Here is a 17,872-nt window from a genome sequence, read left to right on the forward strand (position 1 = left end):
ACCATCGCGGACCGGGGAACCGACCTCGCCGCCCTGCTCTGCCTCGACGACGTGGCGTCGGCGGCGCGGCGGGTGCTGGCGGAGCCCGTCTGGGACTACGTAGCCGGGGGCAGCGGCACCGAGTCGACGCTGCGGGACAATCGGGACGCGTTCGACCGGGTGCACCTGGTCCCACGCGTGCTGGTGGGTGCCGAGCCCGGCGACCTCGGCGGGGAGCTGCTGGGCACGCCGATGGGCCTGCCCGTCGGGGTGGCGCCGATGGCCTACCAGCGGCTCCTGCACCCGGACGGCGAGGTGGCGCTCGCCGAGGCGGCCCGGGACGAGGGCGCGGTCTTCGTCGCCAGCATGCTCAGCAGCGAGCCGATCGAGCGGATCGCCGCCACCCGGGCGGCGGTCTGGATGCAGCTCTACTGGCTGCGCGACCGCGCGGTGGTCGCCGACCTGGTGACCCGGGCCGAGAACGCCGGTTGTCGGGCCCTCATGTTGACGGTCGACGTGCCCCGGATGGGGCGTCGCCTGCGGGACATGCGGTCCGGGTTCACGCTGCCGGACGACGTGGTGGCCGCCAACCTGCCGCCGGAGGTCGGCGCGCCGGCGCACTCCGGCGGGCTGCACAGCTCGGCGCTGATGGTGCACACCGGCCTCGCGTTCGACCCGAAGCTGTCCTGGCGGGACCTGGACTGGCTGCGGCGACGGACGCGTCTGCCGATCGTCGTCAAGGGTGTGCTGCACCCGGACGACGCGGTACGCGCGGCCGACCTGGGAGTGGACGCGGTGGTGGTGTCCAACCACGGCGGGCGCCAGCTCGACGGCGCGGTGCCCAGCATCGCCGCGCTGGAACCGGTGGTGGCGGCCGTGGCCGACCGGTGCGCGGTGCTCCTGGACAGCGGCGTCCGCAGCGGCGTGGACGTGGCACGGGCGCTGGCCCTCGGCGCCTCCGCGGTGCTGGTGGGCCGGCCCGCGCTCTGGGGGCTGGCGGTGGGTGGCCGGGCCGGCGCCCGGCGGGTGCTCTCGTTGCTGCGGACCGAGTTGGAGGATGCGATGGCGATGATGGGCTGCGCCGACCTGCGGGCGCTGCGGCACGGCACCACGGTGGCCGGCAGTGGGCCGAGGTCGGCGGCGCGGGGCCGGGCGTCCGGTGACGTCCCCGCCGGACGGTCGCGATGACCGGCGGGTCGGGTACGACCACGGTGGGTGTCCGCACGCCGATCGCGCTGGCCGACCTGCACGGCTCGCTGGCCGACCCGGTGCTCGACTCGATGACCTTCCTCAACGAGATCGCCGGTCGTTTCCCGGACGCGGTGTCGTTCGCGGCCGGCCGGCCCTACGAGGAGTTCTTCGAGGTGGAGGCGGTGCACCGCTATCTGCGCCGCTACTGCGACCACCTGCGTGACCAGCACGGGTTGAGTGAGCGTCAGGTCAACCGCACCCTGTTGCAGTACGGGCGGACCAAGGGCATCGTCCACGACCTGGTGGCCACCAACCTGTCGGTCGACGAGGGGATCGACGTCGACCCGGAGGCCGTCGTGGTCACGGTGGGCGCGCAGGAGGCGATGTTCCTGGTGCTGCGGGCGTTGCGGACCGATCCCCGCGACGTGCTGCTGGCGGTCTCGCCCAATTACGTGGGAATCCGCGGGGCCGCGTCGCTCGTCGACATGACCACGCTGCCGGTGCGGGACGGCGCGCGGGGGATCGATCTGGCCGACCTCGCCCGGGTGGTGCGCACCGCCCGGGCGGCGGGGCAACGCCCCCGCGCGCTGTACCTCGTGCCCGACTTCGCCAATCCGGCCGGGGCGAGCCTGGACACCGACACCCGGGTGGCGGTGCTGCGCGCCGCCGCCGAACACGACCTGCTGATCCTGGAGGACAACCCGTACGGGTTGTTCCACGCGGGCGGCGAGCGCCCGGCCACCCTGAAGGCCATGGACGACGAGCGGCGGGTCGTCTATCTGGGCTCGTTCGCCAAGACCGGGATGCCCGGTGCCCGGGTGGGCTACGTGGTCGCCGACCAGCCGGTGGCCGGTCCCGGGGGAACGGGCCTGCTGGCCGACGAGCTATCCAAGATCAAGAGCATGGTGACCGTCAACACCTCCCCGCTGGCGCAGGCGGTCATCGCCGGCAAGCTGCTGGAGCACGACGGCAGCCTGGTACGCGCCAACGAGCGGGAGGCCGGCGCGTACCGGCGCAATCTGCGGCACGTGCTCGACGGCCTGACGGCGCGGTTCGGACCGGGTACCGGCGTCTCCTGGAACACCCCGGGCGGCGGTTTCTTCCTCGTGGTGACGGTGCCGTTCGTGGTGGACGACGCGCTGCTGGAGCGCTCCGCCCGCGACTTCGGTGTGTTGTGGACGCCGATGCACCACTTCTACGCCGACGGCGGTGGACGGCACCAACTGCGCCTGTCGGTCAGCCTGCTGCAGCCGCCGCAGATCGAGCAGGGGCTCGATCGGCTGGCGGCCCTGATCACGGAGATGAGACCGGTATGAACGCACCCGTCATGCCGTTGGCCGGCGGGCAGGTCGTGATCCTGCTCGTCCAGATCGCGTCCCTGCTCCTGCTCGGTCTGGCCCTCGGTCGGTTGGTGGCGCGCTTCGGGCTGCCGCCCATCGTGGGCGAGCTGATGGCCGGCGTGGTGCTCGGGCCGTCGCTGCTCGGCCACGCGGTGCCGGCGGTGCACGACTGGCTGTTCCCCGCCGACCCGGCGCAGATGCACCTGCTGGACGCCGTCGCCCAGATCGGCGTCCTGCTGCTGGTCGGGGTGGCCGGCATCGAGTTGGACACCCGGATCGTCCGCCGCCGCGGCACCTCGGCTCTCCGGATCAGTCTCGGCGGCCTGCTCATCCCGATCTGCTTCGGCATCCTGATCGGTTACCTGGCCCCGGCCGTCCTGGTACCGGACACCACCGAACGCCCGGTGTTCGCGCTGTTCCTCGCCGTCGCCATGTGCGTGACGGCGATCCCCGTGATCGCCAAGACCCTGGCCGACATGAAGCTCATCCACCGTGACGTCGGGCAGCTGATCATGACGTCCGGCATGGTGGACGACGCGGTGGGCTGGTTCCTGCTGTCGGTCGTGTCGGCCATGGCGACCGTCGGCGTACGCGCCGGTCAGGTCGCGCTGTCGCTGTTGCTGCTGGTGGCGTTCGTGACCGCCGCGATCCTCGTGGGTCGGCCGCTGGTGCGCGGCGCGTTGCGGCTCGCCGGCCGATCCGCCGAGAGCGGGCCGACCATCGTCGCGGCCGTGGTGATCGTCCTCGCCGGGGCGGCGATCACCCAGTCGCTGCACATGGAGGCGGTGTTCGGCGCGTTCGTCGCCGGGATCCTCGTCGGACAGGCGATCCGGGAGCGGCGGGCGGTGCTGGCCCCGCTGCGGACCATCGTGCTCACCGTGCTGGCGCCGATCTTCCTGGCCTCCGCCGGCCTGCGGATGGACCTCGGCGTGCTGCTCGACCGCGACGTGGCCATCGCCGCCGTCGTGGTGCTCGCGGCGGCGATCCTGGGCAAGTTCACCGGCGCCTACCTGGGTGCCCGATCCAGTCGGCTCGGCCACTGGGAGTCCCTGGCCGTCGGCGCGGGCATGAACGCGCGGGGCGTGGTCGAGATCGTCGTCGCCATGGTGGGGTTGCGGCTCGGCGTCCTGGACATCGCCACCTTCACCATCATCGCCCTCGTCGCGATCGTCACGTCGATGATGGCGCCCCCGCTGTTGCGCCTGGCGATGTCCCGGGTCGCGCACAGCGCCGACGAACTCCTGCGCAAGGCCGACCACGAGGAGCAGTGGTCGACCGGACCGGTCGTCCGGCCGGCGGGAACGGGCGCCCCGCCGGCCGCGTAGCGGATCAGTCCGCCGGCCGCGTCAACCGAGCACGCCGGCGGGGCCGATGGGGTCGGCCTCACCGGCATCGTGCAGCGCCAGGATCGCCTCGGCCGCGTTCGCGGGCCCGTCGGTGGCCGCGTACCAGCGTTGGACCTGCTGGGCCGCCGCCCGGTAGGACCGGTCGGCCAGCATCTCGGCGGCGAGCGCGGCCAGCCGCGTCGGCACGTGCCTCGGTGCCAGCAGGCGTGCCGCGCCGATCCGTTCCAGCAGCGCGAGGTTGAGGTCCTGCTCCGGTTGGAGCGGAAACCCGAGCACCGGGGCGCCGCCGGCCATCGCGGTCTGCACGCTGCCCTGCCCGCCGGCGGTGATCGCCAGGTCCACCTTCGGCATGATCAGGTGGCTGGGCAGCACCCCGCCCACCATGACCCGGTCGCCGGCCATGTCGTGCAGGTCGTGGTGGGTGCCGGCGACCAGCACGCGTAGCGGCAGGGCGGCGATGGTCGTCACCACCCGCCGTACGAAACCGACCTCGGCCGAGTTGACCGCCACGTAGACGACCGGCCCCGGCTCGGCGAGGAAACGGGCTACCCGCTCGGGAAGCGGCAGGTCCAGCCGGGCGTAGAGCGGCCCGACGCAGCGCAGCCGGGTGCTCGCCCGGTAGCCGGACCGGCCGTCCGGCCGCCAGTCGGCCACCTCGGTGGCGGACACGCCCAGCACCTCCGGCACCTCCGGGATGAGCGCCAGGTCGCCGAGGACGAGCGCGGCGAGGCTGGGCACGCGCGGTATGCCCAGGTCTGCGGCGAGCCGGTTGAACCCGCCGCAGTAGAAGCCGACCCGGGGCGGCAGGGCGTTCGACAACCAGCGCAGCAGCGGCGACGGCAGCAGGCCGAAGTGCGCCTGGCTCGGTGCCGGCAGCATCCCGCGCTCGAACAGCGGCGGTACCCAACTGCCGGCGTGCTCGGTGACCAGTCGGGCGCCGGCCAGCCGGGTCGACAGCAGGGTGGTCAGGGTGAAGCCGGTGACCACCGTGCGGATGTCGTGTCTGCGGAAGTACTCGGTCTCGGCGGTGACGTAGTCGCGCATCTCCCGGTCGGTGTACATGCTCTGACCGACGTACCCCATGCCGATCTCGTCGCGGATGAACCGTTCGCAGCGTTGCGGCGTCATCCGCTCACCGACGATGTCGTACGGGACGCCGACGTCCCGGAGCACGTGCTCGTAGGTGCCGCCGTGGGTGGCGATGCGGGCGGTCACCCCGCGCTGGCGCAGCGCGCGGTAGATCTCCAACATGCGCGAGGTGGCGGACAGGAAACCGCAGTGCGGCATGAGACAGATCATGGCGTGGTCGCCTCCGGGAGTGGACCGGCCTGCGACGCCGGTTCGACGCCGCGGGCCACCGCGCGGACCTCGTCGAGCACCCGGGCGACCGGTACCTCGGCCCGCTGGGCGACCGCCAGGGCGTCGTCGTACTCCGGCTGCACGCTGACCAGGCGGTCACCCAGGTAGCCGCGTTTGACCCGGACGGCCGTGTCGCCGTACGGCAGGGCGATCTGGTCGCGGCGCAGCCGGCGCCGCTGCACGCTGGACACCCGCACGCCGAGCGTGCCGGTGTAGGTGAACACCAGCCGGCAGACCAGGTCGAGCTGCGCCGGTGCGGCCAGCACGCTGAGCAGTTGCCCCGGTCGCCCCTTGCGCATCAGGACCGGAGTGCACCAGGCGTCCGCCGCGCCCACGGCCCGCAACTGCTCCAGCAGGTCCGGCCAGACCCGGGGGTCCACGTCGTCGATGGTGGTGTCGACCCGGTGCAGCGGCTCGCCCTGCCAGGGCGTGGCGTCGGCGTCCGGCGCCGCCGAGGCGCCCACCAGCACCCGCAGGATGTTCGGGTGGCCGGCCGGGTCCCTGGTGCCGGCGCCGACCCCGACGGCGTGCGGCACCAACGCCGGTGGCGGCCCCCAGCCGGTGGCGAGCGTGGCGAGCAGGGCGGCGCCCGACGGCGTGCACAGCTCCATGGCGGCCGGATGGGCGGCGATCGGGGCCCCGGCGCGGGAGAGGATCTCCAGGACGGCGGGCACGGGTACCGGCATCGGACCGTGCTCGGTGCGGACCGTGCCGGAGCCCACCGCGACCGGGCCGACCACCCGGACCGGAGCGTCCAGCAGCCCCAGGTCGGCCAGCGCGAGGGCGCAACCGACCAGGTCGACCACCGCGTCGAGGGCGCCGACCTCGTGGAAGTGGATGTCGGCCAGGGGTACGCCGTGCACCCGCGCCTCGGCGTGCGCGAGGGTGGTGAAGGCGGCGACCGCGAACTCGTGCACCGCCGGCGCGAGCGCGGCCCGACCGATGATCGCGGTCACCGCGGCCAGGTCGCGGTGGGTGCCGCTGTCGGGCGCCGTGACGACCAGATGGGCGGCGCGCAGGCCGTGCCGGCGTACGCTCTCCAGCTTCAGTGTCACCGGCTCGACCGCGAGTCGCGCCACGCCCTGCTCGACGACCGACAGGCTCGCGCCCGCGTCGAGCAGCGCCGCCAGCAGCATGTCGCCGGCGGCGCCGTTGCTGGGGTCGACCCACAGGGCGGTGGTCGACGCCGAAGGGCTGGTCCCGTCGGCCGTCGCCCGCGGCTCAGCCATTCGCGTCTGCGCAGCTCGGCGTGCGGCGGGCGATCCTGGCGGCGGCGACGCCCGCGCCGAAGCCGTTGTCCACGTTGACCGTCAACACGCCCGGGGCGCACGAGTTCAGCATGCCGAGCCATGCCGTCAGGCCGTCCAGGTGCCAGCCGTACCCGACGCTGGTCGGCACCGCGATCAGCGGGCTGCCGACCAGTCCACCGAGGACCGACGGCAGCGCGGCCTCCATCCCGGCGATGGCCACCACCACGTCGGCGCGGGCGATGCGGTCCCGTTCGGCCAGCAACCGGTGCAGGCCGGCCACCCCGACGTCCACCACCAGGTCCGCCCGCGCGCCGAAGACGGCCACGGTGGCCGCGCACTCCCGGGCGACCGGCAGATCACTGGTGCCGCCGCAGGCGATGGCGACCGTGCCCACGGGCGTGCGCTCGGGGCCCACCACCGCGGTCCGGGAGACCGGGTCCACCACGTCGACGCCGAACTCGTCGGTGCACCGGGCCATGGCGGCGTCGCTGAGCCGGGTGGCGAGGATCGGCGTGTCCGGGTGGGCGGCGCGCAACGCGTGCATCGCTCCGGTCACCTGTTCAGGAGTTTTGCCCGCGCCGTACACCACCTCGGGGTCGCCGGTGCGCGACAGACGGTCCACGTCCATCCGTGCGAATCCTAGGTCGATGAATTCCGGTGCGGACACCTCACGCTCCTTCCAGTACTGTCGAGCTGTGAGACCTGATGAATGGGCCTGGGGGGCCGCGGATCAGCTCGTCGCGGAATTCACACGATACGGCAAAACACTCGTCGCATTCTCCGGTGGCGTGGACTCCAGCGTCGCTCTCGCGGCGGCGGTGCGGGCACTGGAACCGGCCGATGTCGCTGCGGTGACAGCGGTTTCGGCCGCGGTTCCCGCCGCGGAGGTGGCCGCGGCCCGCGACTTCTGCGCCGGGCTCGGCGTGGCGCACCACGTGCTCGGCACCCGCGAGATGGACGTCGAGGGCTACCGCGAGAATGGCCCGCGGCGGTGCTACTTCTGCAAGAGCACGCTCATCGACACCGTCCGCGAGCTGGCCGACCGGCTCGGCTTCGACGCCGTGGTGACCGGCACCAACGCCTCGGACCTGGCCGCCGGCTTCCGGCCGGGGATCGCTGCCGCCGCCGAGCGCGCGGCCCGCACGCCGCTCGCGGACCTGGGGTTGGACAAGCCGGCGGTACGCGCCATCGCGGGGCTCTGGGGTCTCGACACGGCCGCCAAGCCGGCCGCCGCCTGTCTGGCCAGCCGGATCGCGTACGGCGTGCCCATCTCCCCGGCCCGACTGGCCCGGGTGGAGCTGGCCGAGCTGGCCGCCCGTCGCCTGCTGGACCCGCACGGGGTGGTCGACCTGCGGGTCCGTGACCTGGGCGACGGCGTACGCCTCGAGGTCGACGCGCCCGTCGTGGAGCGGGCCCGTGCCGACAAGGGGCTCGCGGCGGCCATCCGCGCGGCCGGGTTCCCCGACGTGCCGCTCACCGTGGAGGCGTTCCGGTCCGGATCGATGAACGAGCTGCTCGACGATCCGGACCGTTGGCGCTGACCGGGAGCGCCGTTTTTTCCGCGAATCGGTGGGCTGACGCGGGGCCCGTTTGACGCTATCCTCAGCTGGTGAATTACAACCCGGGTGACCGACCCGCCCTGCCGAACTGGTCTCTCGATGGTGCCCACGTCCTGCTCACCGGGGTGACCGGGTTCCTCGGGCAGGCAGCTCTGGAGCGGCTCCTGGCCGACCACCCCAACACCCGGGTGACGGTGCTGGTGCGGGGGCGCGGCGCGACGTCGGGCGCCGACCGCGTCGCCGGGCTGGGGCGCAAGCCGGTGTTCCGCACGCTGCGTCGTCGGATCGGCGGGCCGGCGCTCACGAAACTGCTGGCCGAGCGGGTCAGCGTGCTCGAGGGCGACCTGACCGAGTCGGTCCCGGCGCTGCCGGACGACCTGACCGCCGTCCTGCACTGCGCGTCCACGGTGTCCTTCGACCCGCCGATCGACGAGGCGTTCCAGGTCAACGTCGGCGGTCTGGTCAACCTCTACGACGCGGTCGTCGCGCTGCCGCGGCGTCCGCACGTGGTCCACGTCTCCACGGCGTACGTGGCCGGGGCGCGCAAGGGTGTGGTCCCGGAGGCGCCACTGGACCACGACGTCGACTGGCAGGCCGAGCTGACCGCCGCGCTGGCCGCCCGCGCCGAGGTGGAGCGCGCGTCCCGCCGTCCGGAGGCGCTGCGCGCGCTGCTGGCCGAGGCCCGTGCCGAGCACGGCAAGGCCGGCCCGCAGGCGACCGCCCGGGCCGCCGAGGAGGCGCGGCGCCGCAAGGTGACCGAGCGGCTGGTCGACTACGGCCGGCTGCGCGCGCACAGCGTCGGCTGGCCGGACGTCTACACGTTCACCAAGGCGCTGGGGGAGCGGGTCGCCGAGCAGTACGCCCGCGACGAAGGGCTGCGCCTCTCCGTGGTGCGCCCGGCGATCGTGCAGAGCGCGTTGCGCCACCCGTTCCCGGGCTGGTTCGACTCCTTCAAGATGGTCGACCCGATCATCCTGTCGTACGGGCGCGGCACGCTTCCGGACTTCCCGGGCCTGCCCGACGCGGTGGTGGACATCGTCCCCATCGACTTGGTCACCAACGCCCTGCTGGCGGTCGCGGCCGTCGAGCCGGAGCCCGCCGCGCCGGTCTACTACCACGTCGGCACCGGCGCGCGGAATCCACTCACCCAGCGCCAGCTCGACGAGAACATCCGCAACTACTTCCGTCGTCATCCGCTGCCCGAGGCGGGTCGGGGTCACATCGCGGTGCCGACCTGGCGCTTCCCGGGGGCGAGCCAGATCGAGCGCCGGTTGCGTACCGGTGAGCGGGCCGTCTCCTTCGCCGAACGTGCGTTGCTGCGGCTGCCGGCCTCGCCGCGCACCCGTGACTGGATGACGAAGGTGCACAAGGAGACCAAGCGGATCGAGTCGCTGCGTCGACTGTCCGACCTCTACGGCGTCTACACCGAGGTCGAGGCCATCTACACCGACGGCAACGTGCTGGCGCTGCACCGCCAGTTGCCCGAGGAGATGGTCAGTCGGGGCAGCTTCGACGTCGCCGAGGTCGACTGGCCGCACTACCTCCAGGAGGTGCACTGCCCGGCCATCACCGCGCTGCTGCGGCAGTCGGTGACCCGCCGTCCCCGCTCCGGCGGGCGCGGACCGTTGCCCGAGGGCCGCGACACGGTGGCGGTCTTCGACTTGGAGGGCACGGTGGTGGCGTCGAACCTCATCGAGACCTTCCTCTGGGCCCGCCTGTCCGACCGGCCGAAGGGCGGCTGGGCCAAGGAACTCGCCGCGCTCGCCGGCGCCGCGCCGCGTTACCTGCGGGCCGAGCAGCGCAGCCGGGGCGAGTTCATCCGGACCTTCATGCGGCGGTACGCCGGCGCCTCCGAGGAGGCGCTGCGCGATCTGATCCGGGAGCGGATGGGTGACGCGCTGCTGCGGCGGGCGCTGCCGGAGGCGATCCGGCAGATCCGCGCCCACCGCGCGGCCGGGCACCGCACCATCCTGATCACCGGTACCGCCGACATCCTCATCGAGTCACTGCGACCGCTCTTCGACGACGTGGTCGCGAGCCGGTTGCACGTGCGCGACGGCGTCCTGACCGGCTTCCTGGCCTCACCGCCGCTGGTGGGTGAGGCCCGCCTGGCCTGGCTCCGCCACCACGCCGACGACATCGGCGCGGACCTGCGCAGCTCGTACGCGTACGGCGACAGTTTCTCCGACCGATCACTTCTCGAGGGGGTGGGCAATCCGGTGGCCGTCAACCCCGATCCCAAGCTGTACCGCCACGCGAAGCGCCAGAACTGGCGCATCGAGGAGTGGGGTGGGCACACGGTCGGCGCGGTCGAGACCATGGTCGAGCTGACCACCTCGGCCGCCGGCCCCGGCGCGCGGGGAGCGGCCCGATGATGCCGGCCCTGGAGTACCGCCAGTCGACTCCCCGCTTCCTCGCCGCCCGTGGCGCCAGCTCCACCAAGCTCGGCGGCCGCATGTCCGGGGTGCTCGCCAGCAACGTCGCGCCGCTGCGCCTGGTGCACCGGGCCGAGCCCAGCCTGCCGTCGGGCGACTGGGTCCGGCTGCGACCGCTGCTCTCCGGCATCTGCGGTTCCGACGTCAGCCTGCTGACGGGTCGCTCGTCGCCGTACTTCGGCGCGGTCGTCTCGATGCCGTTCGTGCCGGGCCACGAGGTGGTCGCGGAGACCCTGGACGACCTACCCCACCTGCCCAAGGGCAGCCGGGTGGTGGTCGACCCGGTGCTGTCCTGCGCCGTCCGTGGCGGCGAGCCCTGCCGCTGGTGCGTCGCGGGGCAGCACAGCCGGTGCGACCGGGTCACCGCCGGTCGGGTCTCCGCCGGCCTGCAGACCGGATACTGCACCGACACCGGCGGCGGCTGGGGTCGGCAGATGGTCGCGCACGCGGCCCAGTTGCACCCCGTGCCGGACACGATGGACGACCGCCGGGCGGTGCTCGTCGAGCCGCTGGCCTGCGCGGTCCACTCGGTCCACCGGGCGCAGGTGCCGGCGGGCGCGGCCGTGCTGATCGTCGGCGCCGGTACGGTCGGCCTGTTGACCCTGCTGGCGTTGCGGGCCCTGACCAAGGCCGGCCCGATCTACGTGGTCGCCAAGCATGCGCACCAGCACGCCCGGGCCCGGGAGCTCGGGGCCACCGAGGTGTTCCAGCCGTCCCGCGCGGCTCGGGCGGTCCGGCGTGCCTGCGGCGGCACGCTGGAGCAACCCATGATCGGCGGCGACTTCCTCCTCGGCGGGGCGGATGTGGCCTTCGAGTGCACCGGTGCCGGGGCGGGCCTGGACATGGCGCTGCGGCTGGTCCGGGCCGGTGGCACGGTGCTGCTCTCCGGGATGCCCTCCGGTGGCGTCGACCTGACCCCGGTCTGGTTCCGGGAGTTGAACCTCGTCGGGTCGTACGCCTCCAGCGGCAGCGCGGCGGCGAGCCCGACCGCCGAGGCCGACCCGCAGACGGCCGACGAATCCACCGGCGGCACGTTCGCCGAGGCGATGGCACTGGCCGCCGAAGCGCCCCTGGACGGCTACGTCGACGCGGTCTACCCGCTGTCGCGCTGGCGGGAGGCGCTCGGTCATGCCGCCAAGGCCGGGCAGCTGGGTGCCGTCAAGGTCGCCTTCGATCCCAGCCGCAACTGATCCAGCAGCCCGACGCACCGCACGAGCCGGAACGACGAAAGGACAATCCATGAGCAGACCTGGCTTCGTGCTCGAGGTCGACGAGCGTACGCCGCCGCTGCTCGTCCATCAGGGGGAGGGATTCCTCCTCGAGCGGTTCCCGCTCGGCACGCGGGTGGTGTACCCGCCGGACTCGCTTCCGCCCATCGCCAACGTCGACGCCGCCATTCAGCGCGCGCTGCTGCACCCGGTGGATTCCCCGCCGCTGCCCGACCTGCTGCGACCCGGGATGCGACTGACGATCGTCTTCGACGACCTGTCGCTCCCGCTGCCGCAGATGCGCCCACCGGACATCCGGCAGCGGGTCATCGAGAACGTGCTGGAGCTCGCCGCCGAGGCCGGTGTGGACGACGTCGAGCTGATCGCGGCGAACTCGCTGCACCGGCGGATGACGCCGGCCGAGCTGAAGCGGATCGTCGGCGAGCGGGTCTTCCGGGCGTTCTTCCCCAAGCACCTGAAGAATCACGACGCCGAGGACCCGGACGGTCTGGTCCACCTCGGCACCACGCCGCACGGCGAGGACGTGGAGATCAACCGGCGGGCCGCCGAGAGCGATCTCATCGTGTACGCCAACATCAACCTCACCGCGATGAGCGGCGGCAGCAAGTCGGTCACCGTGGGGCTCGGCTCCTACAAGAGTCTGCGGCACCACCACAACGTCCACACGCTGCGGCACTCACGCTCCTTCAACGACCCGCCGAACTCGGCCATGCACCACTCGTACGACCGGATGGCCGAGGTGCTGGGCCAGGCGGTCAAGGTCTTCACGGTCGAGACCACGCTCAACCTCGACTCGTTCCCCAACCAGGTCGGCTTCCTCAACAAGCGCGAGTGGGAGTGGGGGATCGGCGACCAGCTCTCCTACCTGGCCGCCAAGCGGGCCAACGACCTGACGCCGCCCAAGCTGCGCCGGCGCGTCTGGCAGAACAACGACGCGCCGTACGGGGTGACCGGGGTCAACGCGGGCCGGCCGGACTCGGTCCACCCGCTCACCCTCGCCAACGTGCACCGTCAGCAGCTCACCGAGGTGCAGGGTCAGAGCGACATCGGCGTCTGGGGCCTGCCCTTCATCTGCCCGTACAACGTCAACTCGATCATGAACCCGATCCTGGTGATGTCGCTGGGCCTGGGCTACTTCTTCAACCTCTACCGCAACCAGCCCATCGTGCGGCGCGGTGGAGTCGGCATCTTCTACCACCCGATGCCCAAGGAGTTCCACCCGGTGCACCACCCCAGCTACATCGACTTCTTCGAGGAGGTCCTGCCGCAGACCACCGACCCGGCGGCGATCGAGGCGAAGTACGAGCAGCAGTACGCGCAGGACCCCTGGTACCGGCACCTGTACCGGACCAGCTACGCCTACCACGGCGTGCACCCGTTCTACATGTGGTACTGGGGGGCGCACGCGATGGAGCACCTCGGCGACGTGATCTTCGTCGGCGCCGACCGGAAGACGGCGGCGGTGATGGGCTTCCGGGCGGCGTCCTCGCTCGCCGACGCGCTGGAGATGGCGCGCGACACCGTCGGGTCGAGCCCGAGCATCACCTACCTGCACGCCCCGCCGGTGACCCTGGCGGACGTCCGATGACCCGGGAGGCGATGTGCGCCTGATCGACGAGGTGAGGCTGCTGCGCGGCCGCCGCGACTGGCGTGGCCGGGCGACGACCCCTCGCTCCGCCGAGCCGTACGAGATCCGCCGCGAGCGCTCGGAGTTCCCCACCGCCTGGGCGCGTACCCGGGCGGCGGGGGCGGTCCGCTTCGGCCTGCAGCGGGGTGTGCTCAAGTCGGTGGCCTGGACCCAGACGCACCCGGTTGTCCGCGGCACGGAATACCTGGACGGGTTGCAGGGGCCCGCCGTCTTCGTCTCCAACCACGCGAGTCATCTGGACACGCCGCTGATCCTGGGCTCGGTGCCCCGCCGGTTCGCGCGACGGCTGGCGGTCGGTGCCGCCGCCGACTACTTCTTCGACGCGCGCTGGCGTGCGGTCGTGACGTCGCTGGTGTTCAACGCCTTCCCGATCGAGCGGCAGGGTGACCGGCGGCTGCGCAGCCTCGCCACCAGACTGCTCGGCGACGGCTGGAGCCTGCTGCTCTTTCCGGAGAGCAGCAGGTCCACCGACGGCTGGATGAGCGGGATGCGCCTCGGCGCGGCGCACCTGTGCTGCACCCACGGCGTGCCCGCGGTCCCGGTCGCGCTGCGCGGCACGTTCGGTGCCATGCCGCGTGGACGGAACTGGCCGATGCCCGGCCGCCGCACCGTCGTGGTGCGCTACGGCCGGCCGCTGTGGCCGCGTGAGGGCGAGGGCGCGCGGGCGTTCCACGAGCGGATGACCGCCGCGATCGGCCGGTTGTGGGTGGAGGAGGAGGTCGGCTGGTACCGCTCGCTGCGGACCGCGCCGGCCGCCGCGGTCGCGGCCACCGCCGGTCCGCAGGCCGCCGAGTGGCGGCGGATGTGGGAGTCGACGCGCCCGCTGCCCGCGGCCGACGGCCGTCCGGCCCGCCGCATCTGGCCGACCAGCCGATCCTGACCGTCGGGCGACGCCCGCTCGGGCCGGGTTGACCAGTACAACGCGACCGCGCCCTGGACGAATTCGAACCCATTGGGCGGCCGGCGGTGACCCTCGGTCAGCTCCCTGGCGGCGGATACGGTCGTCAGCGGCATACCTCAGAGTCATATTCATGCCTCTGAGGTGTGCCGCTCAACAGCACATCGACCCGACCGGTAGCCACAGCGGATGACCAGCGCCGTTCCCCGCAGACCCATCCCTGTCGTGGGTGAGGAACTACTCGTCCAGGTCCGCTCGCGCGGACCTCCGGTCGTGCCGGGCTACGGTCGTTCGCCCGGGAGATCGGTGGGTGCCTGCCCGGCGGCGGCGTTGCCGGCCGGGAGACGGTAGGCGGCGAAGAAGACCGCGAGCCCCACCACGACGGTGAGCGCCAGCAGGGCGTTCTCCGCGACGCTGTCGACGACCGGCAGCGCCTGCGCGTGGGCCAGGTGGAACAGCAGGTGTGGCGTGTTCGCGACGACCGACGCGGCCGCCGCGGCGAGCAACAACTCCCGCACCGGCCGTGCGGCCGCCCACCCGAGAACGACCGCCAGCGCCAGGTAGGCGTAGCCCAGATCGGACAGCAGGTGCTGGTTGTACGGGCCACCGGCGGCCACCCAGCCCGCGCCGAACGGGAACCAGTCGAAGAACCAGCGTGGTGCCACGGACGCCGGGCCGCCGAGGGCGAGCAGCTGCGCGGCCAGCACCCCCGCTCCGATCCGAATCCACCGAGTGGGGTGTTTACGCGTCGCTTCCGCTTCGTGTGTCGGCATCTTGCCTCTGCTCAAAGGTTCGTTGACACCCTTCAACGCGGGCATCTATGGTTCGACCGTTCCTCGGCCAATGAATTAGTAGCACAGACTCGCTCACGGGAGGGGGCTGCGACGTTGCGATCGTACGGGTCCTACATCGCAGGTCAGGACGTTCCAGCGGACAAGTGGGTACATTGCCTGCGCGCCTCGGCGGTGCTCGACGACATGCTGCCCCAGCTTTCTCTCAAGCGTGACCTGGACCGCGGCCGTCGCCACGACGGCGACGAGCACGCGAGCGTTCTGGCCCGCTGTGCGGTGGCCGACGACGCCGTGGTCGAGCAGGCCATCCAGGCCGCCGCGGCGGCGGCGCCCGTCTGGGGCGCGATGCCGCTTCAGGTACGGCTCCAGGTGGTGCACCGACTCCACGAGGAGCTGCGCCGGCGGCACGACGAGGTGGTGGAGGTCCTCGTCCACGAGGGCCACCCGCGCGCGCTCGCCGAGTGGGAGCTGGCCGGCTGCCTGCACGGCACCAGCCCCGAGACGATCGGGTTGTGCGCGGAGCAGATGCACCGCGAGTACGACGACGCGAACCGGCGTCTGCTGGTGGTGCGCAAGCCCGACGGCGTGGTCGCACTGAGCCCACCGCAGAACGCGGCGGCGGTCAACTCACTGCTCGGCGTGCCCGCGCTCGCCGCCGGCAACGCCCTCGTCGTGAAGGCGCCGCGCGGGAGCCCCTACGGCGTGATGTTCGTGCTGCGTGAGATCGTGGCGCCGATCCTCGACGAGGTCGGCGCGCCGCCCGGCACGCTGAACGTGGTCTGCGGGCCGCCCAAGCGGATCCTCGACCAGTTCCTGGCCAGCCCGCTCGTCGACGACATCTTCTACTTCGGCAGCAGCGAACTCGGCATCCCGCTCGGCGAGGAGGCGGTACGCCGGGGCAAGAAGCCGATCCTGGAGTTGGCCGGCAACGACGGTTGTGTGGTGTGGCACGACGCCGATCTCGACCGGGCCGCCGAGGCGCTCACCGAGAGCTTCTTCGGGTCCGGGCAGATCTGCATGGTCCCCAACTACGTGGTGGCCCACCCGGCCATCGCGGACCGCCTGCTGGCCCGCCTGATCAGCCACGCCCGCAAGATCCGGCCCGGCTATCCCGAGGACCCGGACGTGCTGTTGTCGCCGGTGCTCAAGAGCGACCAGTTCGGCCGGTACGTCGAGCAGGCCGTCGAGTGTGGCGGCGAGGTGCTCGCCGGCGGCAACCGGATGGAGCTGGACGGCTCGGTCTCGTCCACGGGGGTGTTCGTCGAGCCGACGGTCCTGCGGGTCAACGGCCTGGCCGACGCACGGGCGGTGTGGGCGGTGGCCCGGGAGACCTTCTTCCCGCTGCTGCCGGTGGTGGTGCCCGACCCGGACCACGGTGACGGCCTGCTCGACGACGTCATCGACTTTCTCAACGCCAACGAGTACGCGCTGCGTAACTCGGTCTGGACCGGCGACGAGTCCACCGTCGAGCAGTTCGTGGCCCGGGTGCACAACGGCGGCCTGCTCAAGATCAACGATTCGCACATCGGTTTCGTCCCGTACCTGTCCACCCACGGGGGCGCCGGCCTGACCGGTGGCCCGCTGGGCGAGAGCAACTATCCAATGCTGCGGACGTCGCACCTGCAGGGCATCAGCATCGGCCGCGACGTCCAACCCCGGCGGGCGGCACTCGCCTCCCCGCTGCGTGCCGAGCGGGAGGGTCTGGCCGCATGAGTTTTCTCGACACCGAACGGGACACCTGCGAGATGCTGCTTCCGGGCCTGCTCAAGAGGCTCGGCGAGGTTCCGCTGATGGAGCTGGAGCGCAAGGGCGGCCCCGGCGTCGCCCTCTTCCGGGAGGCCGGTGGCGCGGGTCTGGTGGTGCCCAAGACGTACCACGGGCTCGGCGCATCCGCGCTCCAGGCCGTACGGGTGACCCGCGCCCTGGCCGCGCAGGCGCCCTCGCTGGCGGTCGCCACCACGATGCACCAGTTCTCGGTCGCCGGCCTGGTGGCCCTGGCCCGGGCGAACGTCGGCTTCGAGTGGATGCTGCTGGAGGCGGTGGCCACCGACCGTCGGCTGGTCGCCTCCGGCTTCGCCGAGGGGCACGCCGGGCGCGGCATCCTGACGCCGACCATGACGGCCCGGCGGGACGGCAACAACTGGCGGGTCACCGGGGCGAAGCGGCCGTGCAGCCTCTCCGCCTCGATGGACCTGCTGACCGCGAGCGTCGCCGTGCCCACCGAGGACGGCGGCACCCGGCTGGGCGTGGCGCTCATCCCGGCGGAGTCGCCGGGCATCACGATCGAGCCGTTCTGGGCGTCGTCGGTGCTCACCGGCGCCGAGTCCGACGCGGTGCTGCTCAACGACGTCGAGGTGCACCCGGACCTGTTCGTCTATCCGGAGGTCGCGCTCGACGGCCAGCTCGACGACCTGCAGACCATCGGGTTCGTCTGGTTCCAGCTCCTGGTGACCGCGTGTTACCTGGGGGTGGCGTCGGCGCTGGTGGAGCGCGCGCTCACCAGCGGCCGGGGACCGGTCACCGAGCGGGCCGAGGTGGCGACCGCGGTTCAGGGCGCGGCGATCATGTTGGACGGCGCGGCACGGAGCCTCGACGACGGCGACGGCGGCAACGACGCCCTCGGCCGGGCGCTCGTGGTGCGGTTCGCCGCCACCACCGCGATCGCCACGGCGGTGCGCGGCGCGGTGGATCTGCTCGGTGGGATGGCGTTCATCTCCTCGCCCGAGGTGGCGTATCTCGCGGCCGCGTCGCACGCGGTCGCCTTCCACCCACCGTCGCGGGTGAGCAGCGCCGCGGAACTGACGGCCTGGTTCGGCGGCCAGCCGCTCGTGGTGAGTTAGGGGGAGT

The 17,872-nt window shown here is 72.6% G+C and carries 14 protein-coding genes; 10 read left to right on the forward strand and 4 right to left on the reverse strand.

Translation table 11 applies throughout. From position 1 onward, the window contains the following. The first annotated feature begins 3 nt into the window (after positions 1 to 3). From AC3EN4_RS07635 to AC3EN4_RS07645, 3 genes are read left to right on the forward strand one after another with little or no spacing between them, the layout of a single operon-like run. A complete protein-coding gene (locus AC3EN4_RS07635) occupies positions 4 to 1,167 on the forward strand; it encodes an alpha-hydroxy acid oxidase (protein WP_435205278.1) in 1,164 nt (387 codons plus the stop codon). Then, positions 1,164 to 2,486, forward strand: coding sequence for an aminotransferase-like domain-containing protein (locus tag AC3EN4_RS07640; protein ID WP_435205212.1), 1,323 nt, complete (start codon positions 1,164 to 1,166; stop codon positions 2,484 to 2,486). Before AC3EN4_RS07635 ends, AC3EN4_RS07640 begins: the two co-directional genes overlap by 4 nt. Next, entirely contained in the window at positions 2,483 to 3,835 is a 1,353-nt protein-coding gene (locus AC3EN4_RS07645) for a cation:proton antiporter (protein WP_435205214.1), read from the forward strand. Before AC3EN4_RS07640 ends, AC3EN4_RS07645 begins: the two co-directional genes overlap by 4 nt. Before the next feature lie 21 nt (positions 3,836 to 3,856). Here AC3EN4_RS07645 and AC3EN4_RS07650 read toward each other — a convergent pair whose 3' ends face one another. Genes AC3EN4_RS07650 through larB form a run of 3 tightly spaced genes read right to left on the reverse strand, consistent with a single transcriptional unit; the run spans position 3,857 to position 7,132 of the window. Next, a complete protein-coding gene (locus AC3EN4_RS07650) occupies positions 3,857 to 5,143 on the reverse strand; it encodes a glycosyltransferase (RefSeq protein ID WP_435205215.1) in 1,287 nt (428 codons plus the stop codon). An 8-nt stretch (positions 5,144 to 5,151) separates the two neighbouring features. Beyond that, positions 5,152 to 6,444 carry a nickel pincer cofactor biosynthesis protein LarC gene (larC, locus tag AC3EN4_RS07655; RefSeq protein WP_435205216.1) on the reverse strand — a complete coding sequence of 431 codons (1,293 nt, stop codon included), beginning with the start codon at positions 6,442 to 6,444 and terminating at the stop codon, positions 5,152 to 5,154. Further along, the gene (gene larB / locus AC3EN4_RS07660) at positions 6,437 to 7,132 is read right to left on the reverse strand and encodes a nickel pincer cofactor biosynthesis protein LarB (RefSeq protein ID WP_435205217.1); all 696 of its coding nucleotides are present in this window, start codon (positions 7,130 to 7,132) and stop codon (positions 6,437 to 6,439) included. The genes larC and larB overlap by 8 nt, the downstream gene beginning before the upstream one ends. Here larB and larE point away from each other — a divergent pair. The 5 genes from larE to AC3EN4_RS07685 all read left to right on the forward strand — a co-directional run bounded on the left by larE (position 7,113) and on the right by AC3EN4_RS07685 (position 14,216). Next, entirely contained in the window at positions 7,113 to 8,006 is an 894-nt protein-coding gene (gene larE, locus AC3EN4_RS07665; RefSeq protein WP_435205218.1) for an ATP-dependent sacrificial sulfur transferase LarE, read from the forward strand. The two genes, larB and larE, sit on opposite strands and share 20 nt — an antisense overlap. A gap of 68 nt (positions 8,007 to 8,074) precedes the next feature. Next, positions 8,075 to 10,399 (forward strand): HAD-IB family hydrolase, encoded by a 2,325-nt coding sequence (locus AC3EN4_RS07670; protein ID WP_422735469.1) that lies wholly within the window; start codon positions 8,075 to 8,077, stop codon positions 10,397 to 10,399. Next, on the forward strand, positions 10,396 to 11,649 hold the full coding sequence (locus AC3EN4_RS07675) for a zinc-dependent alcohol dehydrogenase (protein ID WP_435205219.1): 1,254 nt from the start codon (positions 10,396 to 10,398) through the stop codon (positions 11,647 to 11,649). The genes AC3EN4_RS07670 and AC3EN4_RS07675 overlap by 4 nt, the downstream gene beginning before the upstream one ends. 49 nt (positions 11,650 to 11,698) lie before the next feature. Beyond that, entirely contained in the window at positions 11,699 to 13,276 is a 1,578-nt protein-coding gene (larAH, locus tag AC3EN4_RS07680; RefSeq protein ID WP_435205220.1) for an NPN-dependent hydroxyacid isomerase, LarAH14/15/16 family, read from the forward strand. Positions 13,277 to 13,289: 13 nt separating this feature from the next. Further along, positions 13,290 to 14,216: a lysophospholipid acyltransferase family protein gene (locus tag AC3EN4_RS07685; protein WP_435205221.1), complete on the forward strand. Its 927-nt coding sequence runs from the start codon at positions 13,290 to 13,292 to the stop codon at positions 14,214 to 14,216. Between the two features lie 299 nt (positions 14,217 to 14,515). Here the strand turns inward: AC3EN4_RS07685 and AC3EN4_RS07690 are convergent, their stop codons facing one another. Then, positions 14,516 to 14,941 carry a hypothetical protein gene (locus AC3EN4_RS07690; protein WP_435205222.1) on the reverse strand — a complete coding sequence of 142 codons (426 nt, stop codon included), beginning with the start codon at positions 14,939 to 14,941 and terminating at the stop codon, positions 14,516 to 14,518. A gap of 258 nt (positions 14,942 to 15,199) precedes the next feature. Between AC3EN4_RS07690 and AC3EN4_RS07695 the strand changes: the two genes are divergently transcribed. Beyond that, the gene (locus AC3EN4_RS07695) at positions 15,200 to 16,738 is read left to right on the forward strand and encodes an aldehyde dehydrogenase family protein (protein WP_435205223.1); all 1,539 of its coding nucleotides are present in this window, start codon (positions 15,200 to 15,202) and stop codon (positions 16,736 to 16,738) included. After that, positions 16,735 to 17,865 (forward strand): acyl-CoA dehydrogenase family protein, encoded by a 1,131-nt coding sequence (locus AC3EN4_RS07700; protein ID WP_435205224.1) that lies wholly within the window; start codon positions 16,735 to 16,737, stop codon positions 17,863 to 17,865. The genes AC3EN4_RS07695 and AC3EN4_RS07700 overlap by 4 nt, the downstream gene beginning before the upstream one ends. Positions 17,866 to 17,872: the final 7 nt, after the last annotated feature.

The sequence above is a fragment of the Micromonospora sp. bgisy143 genome (assembly GCF_057708145.1).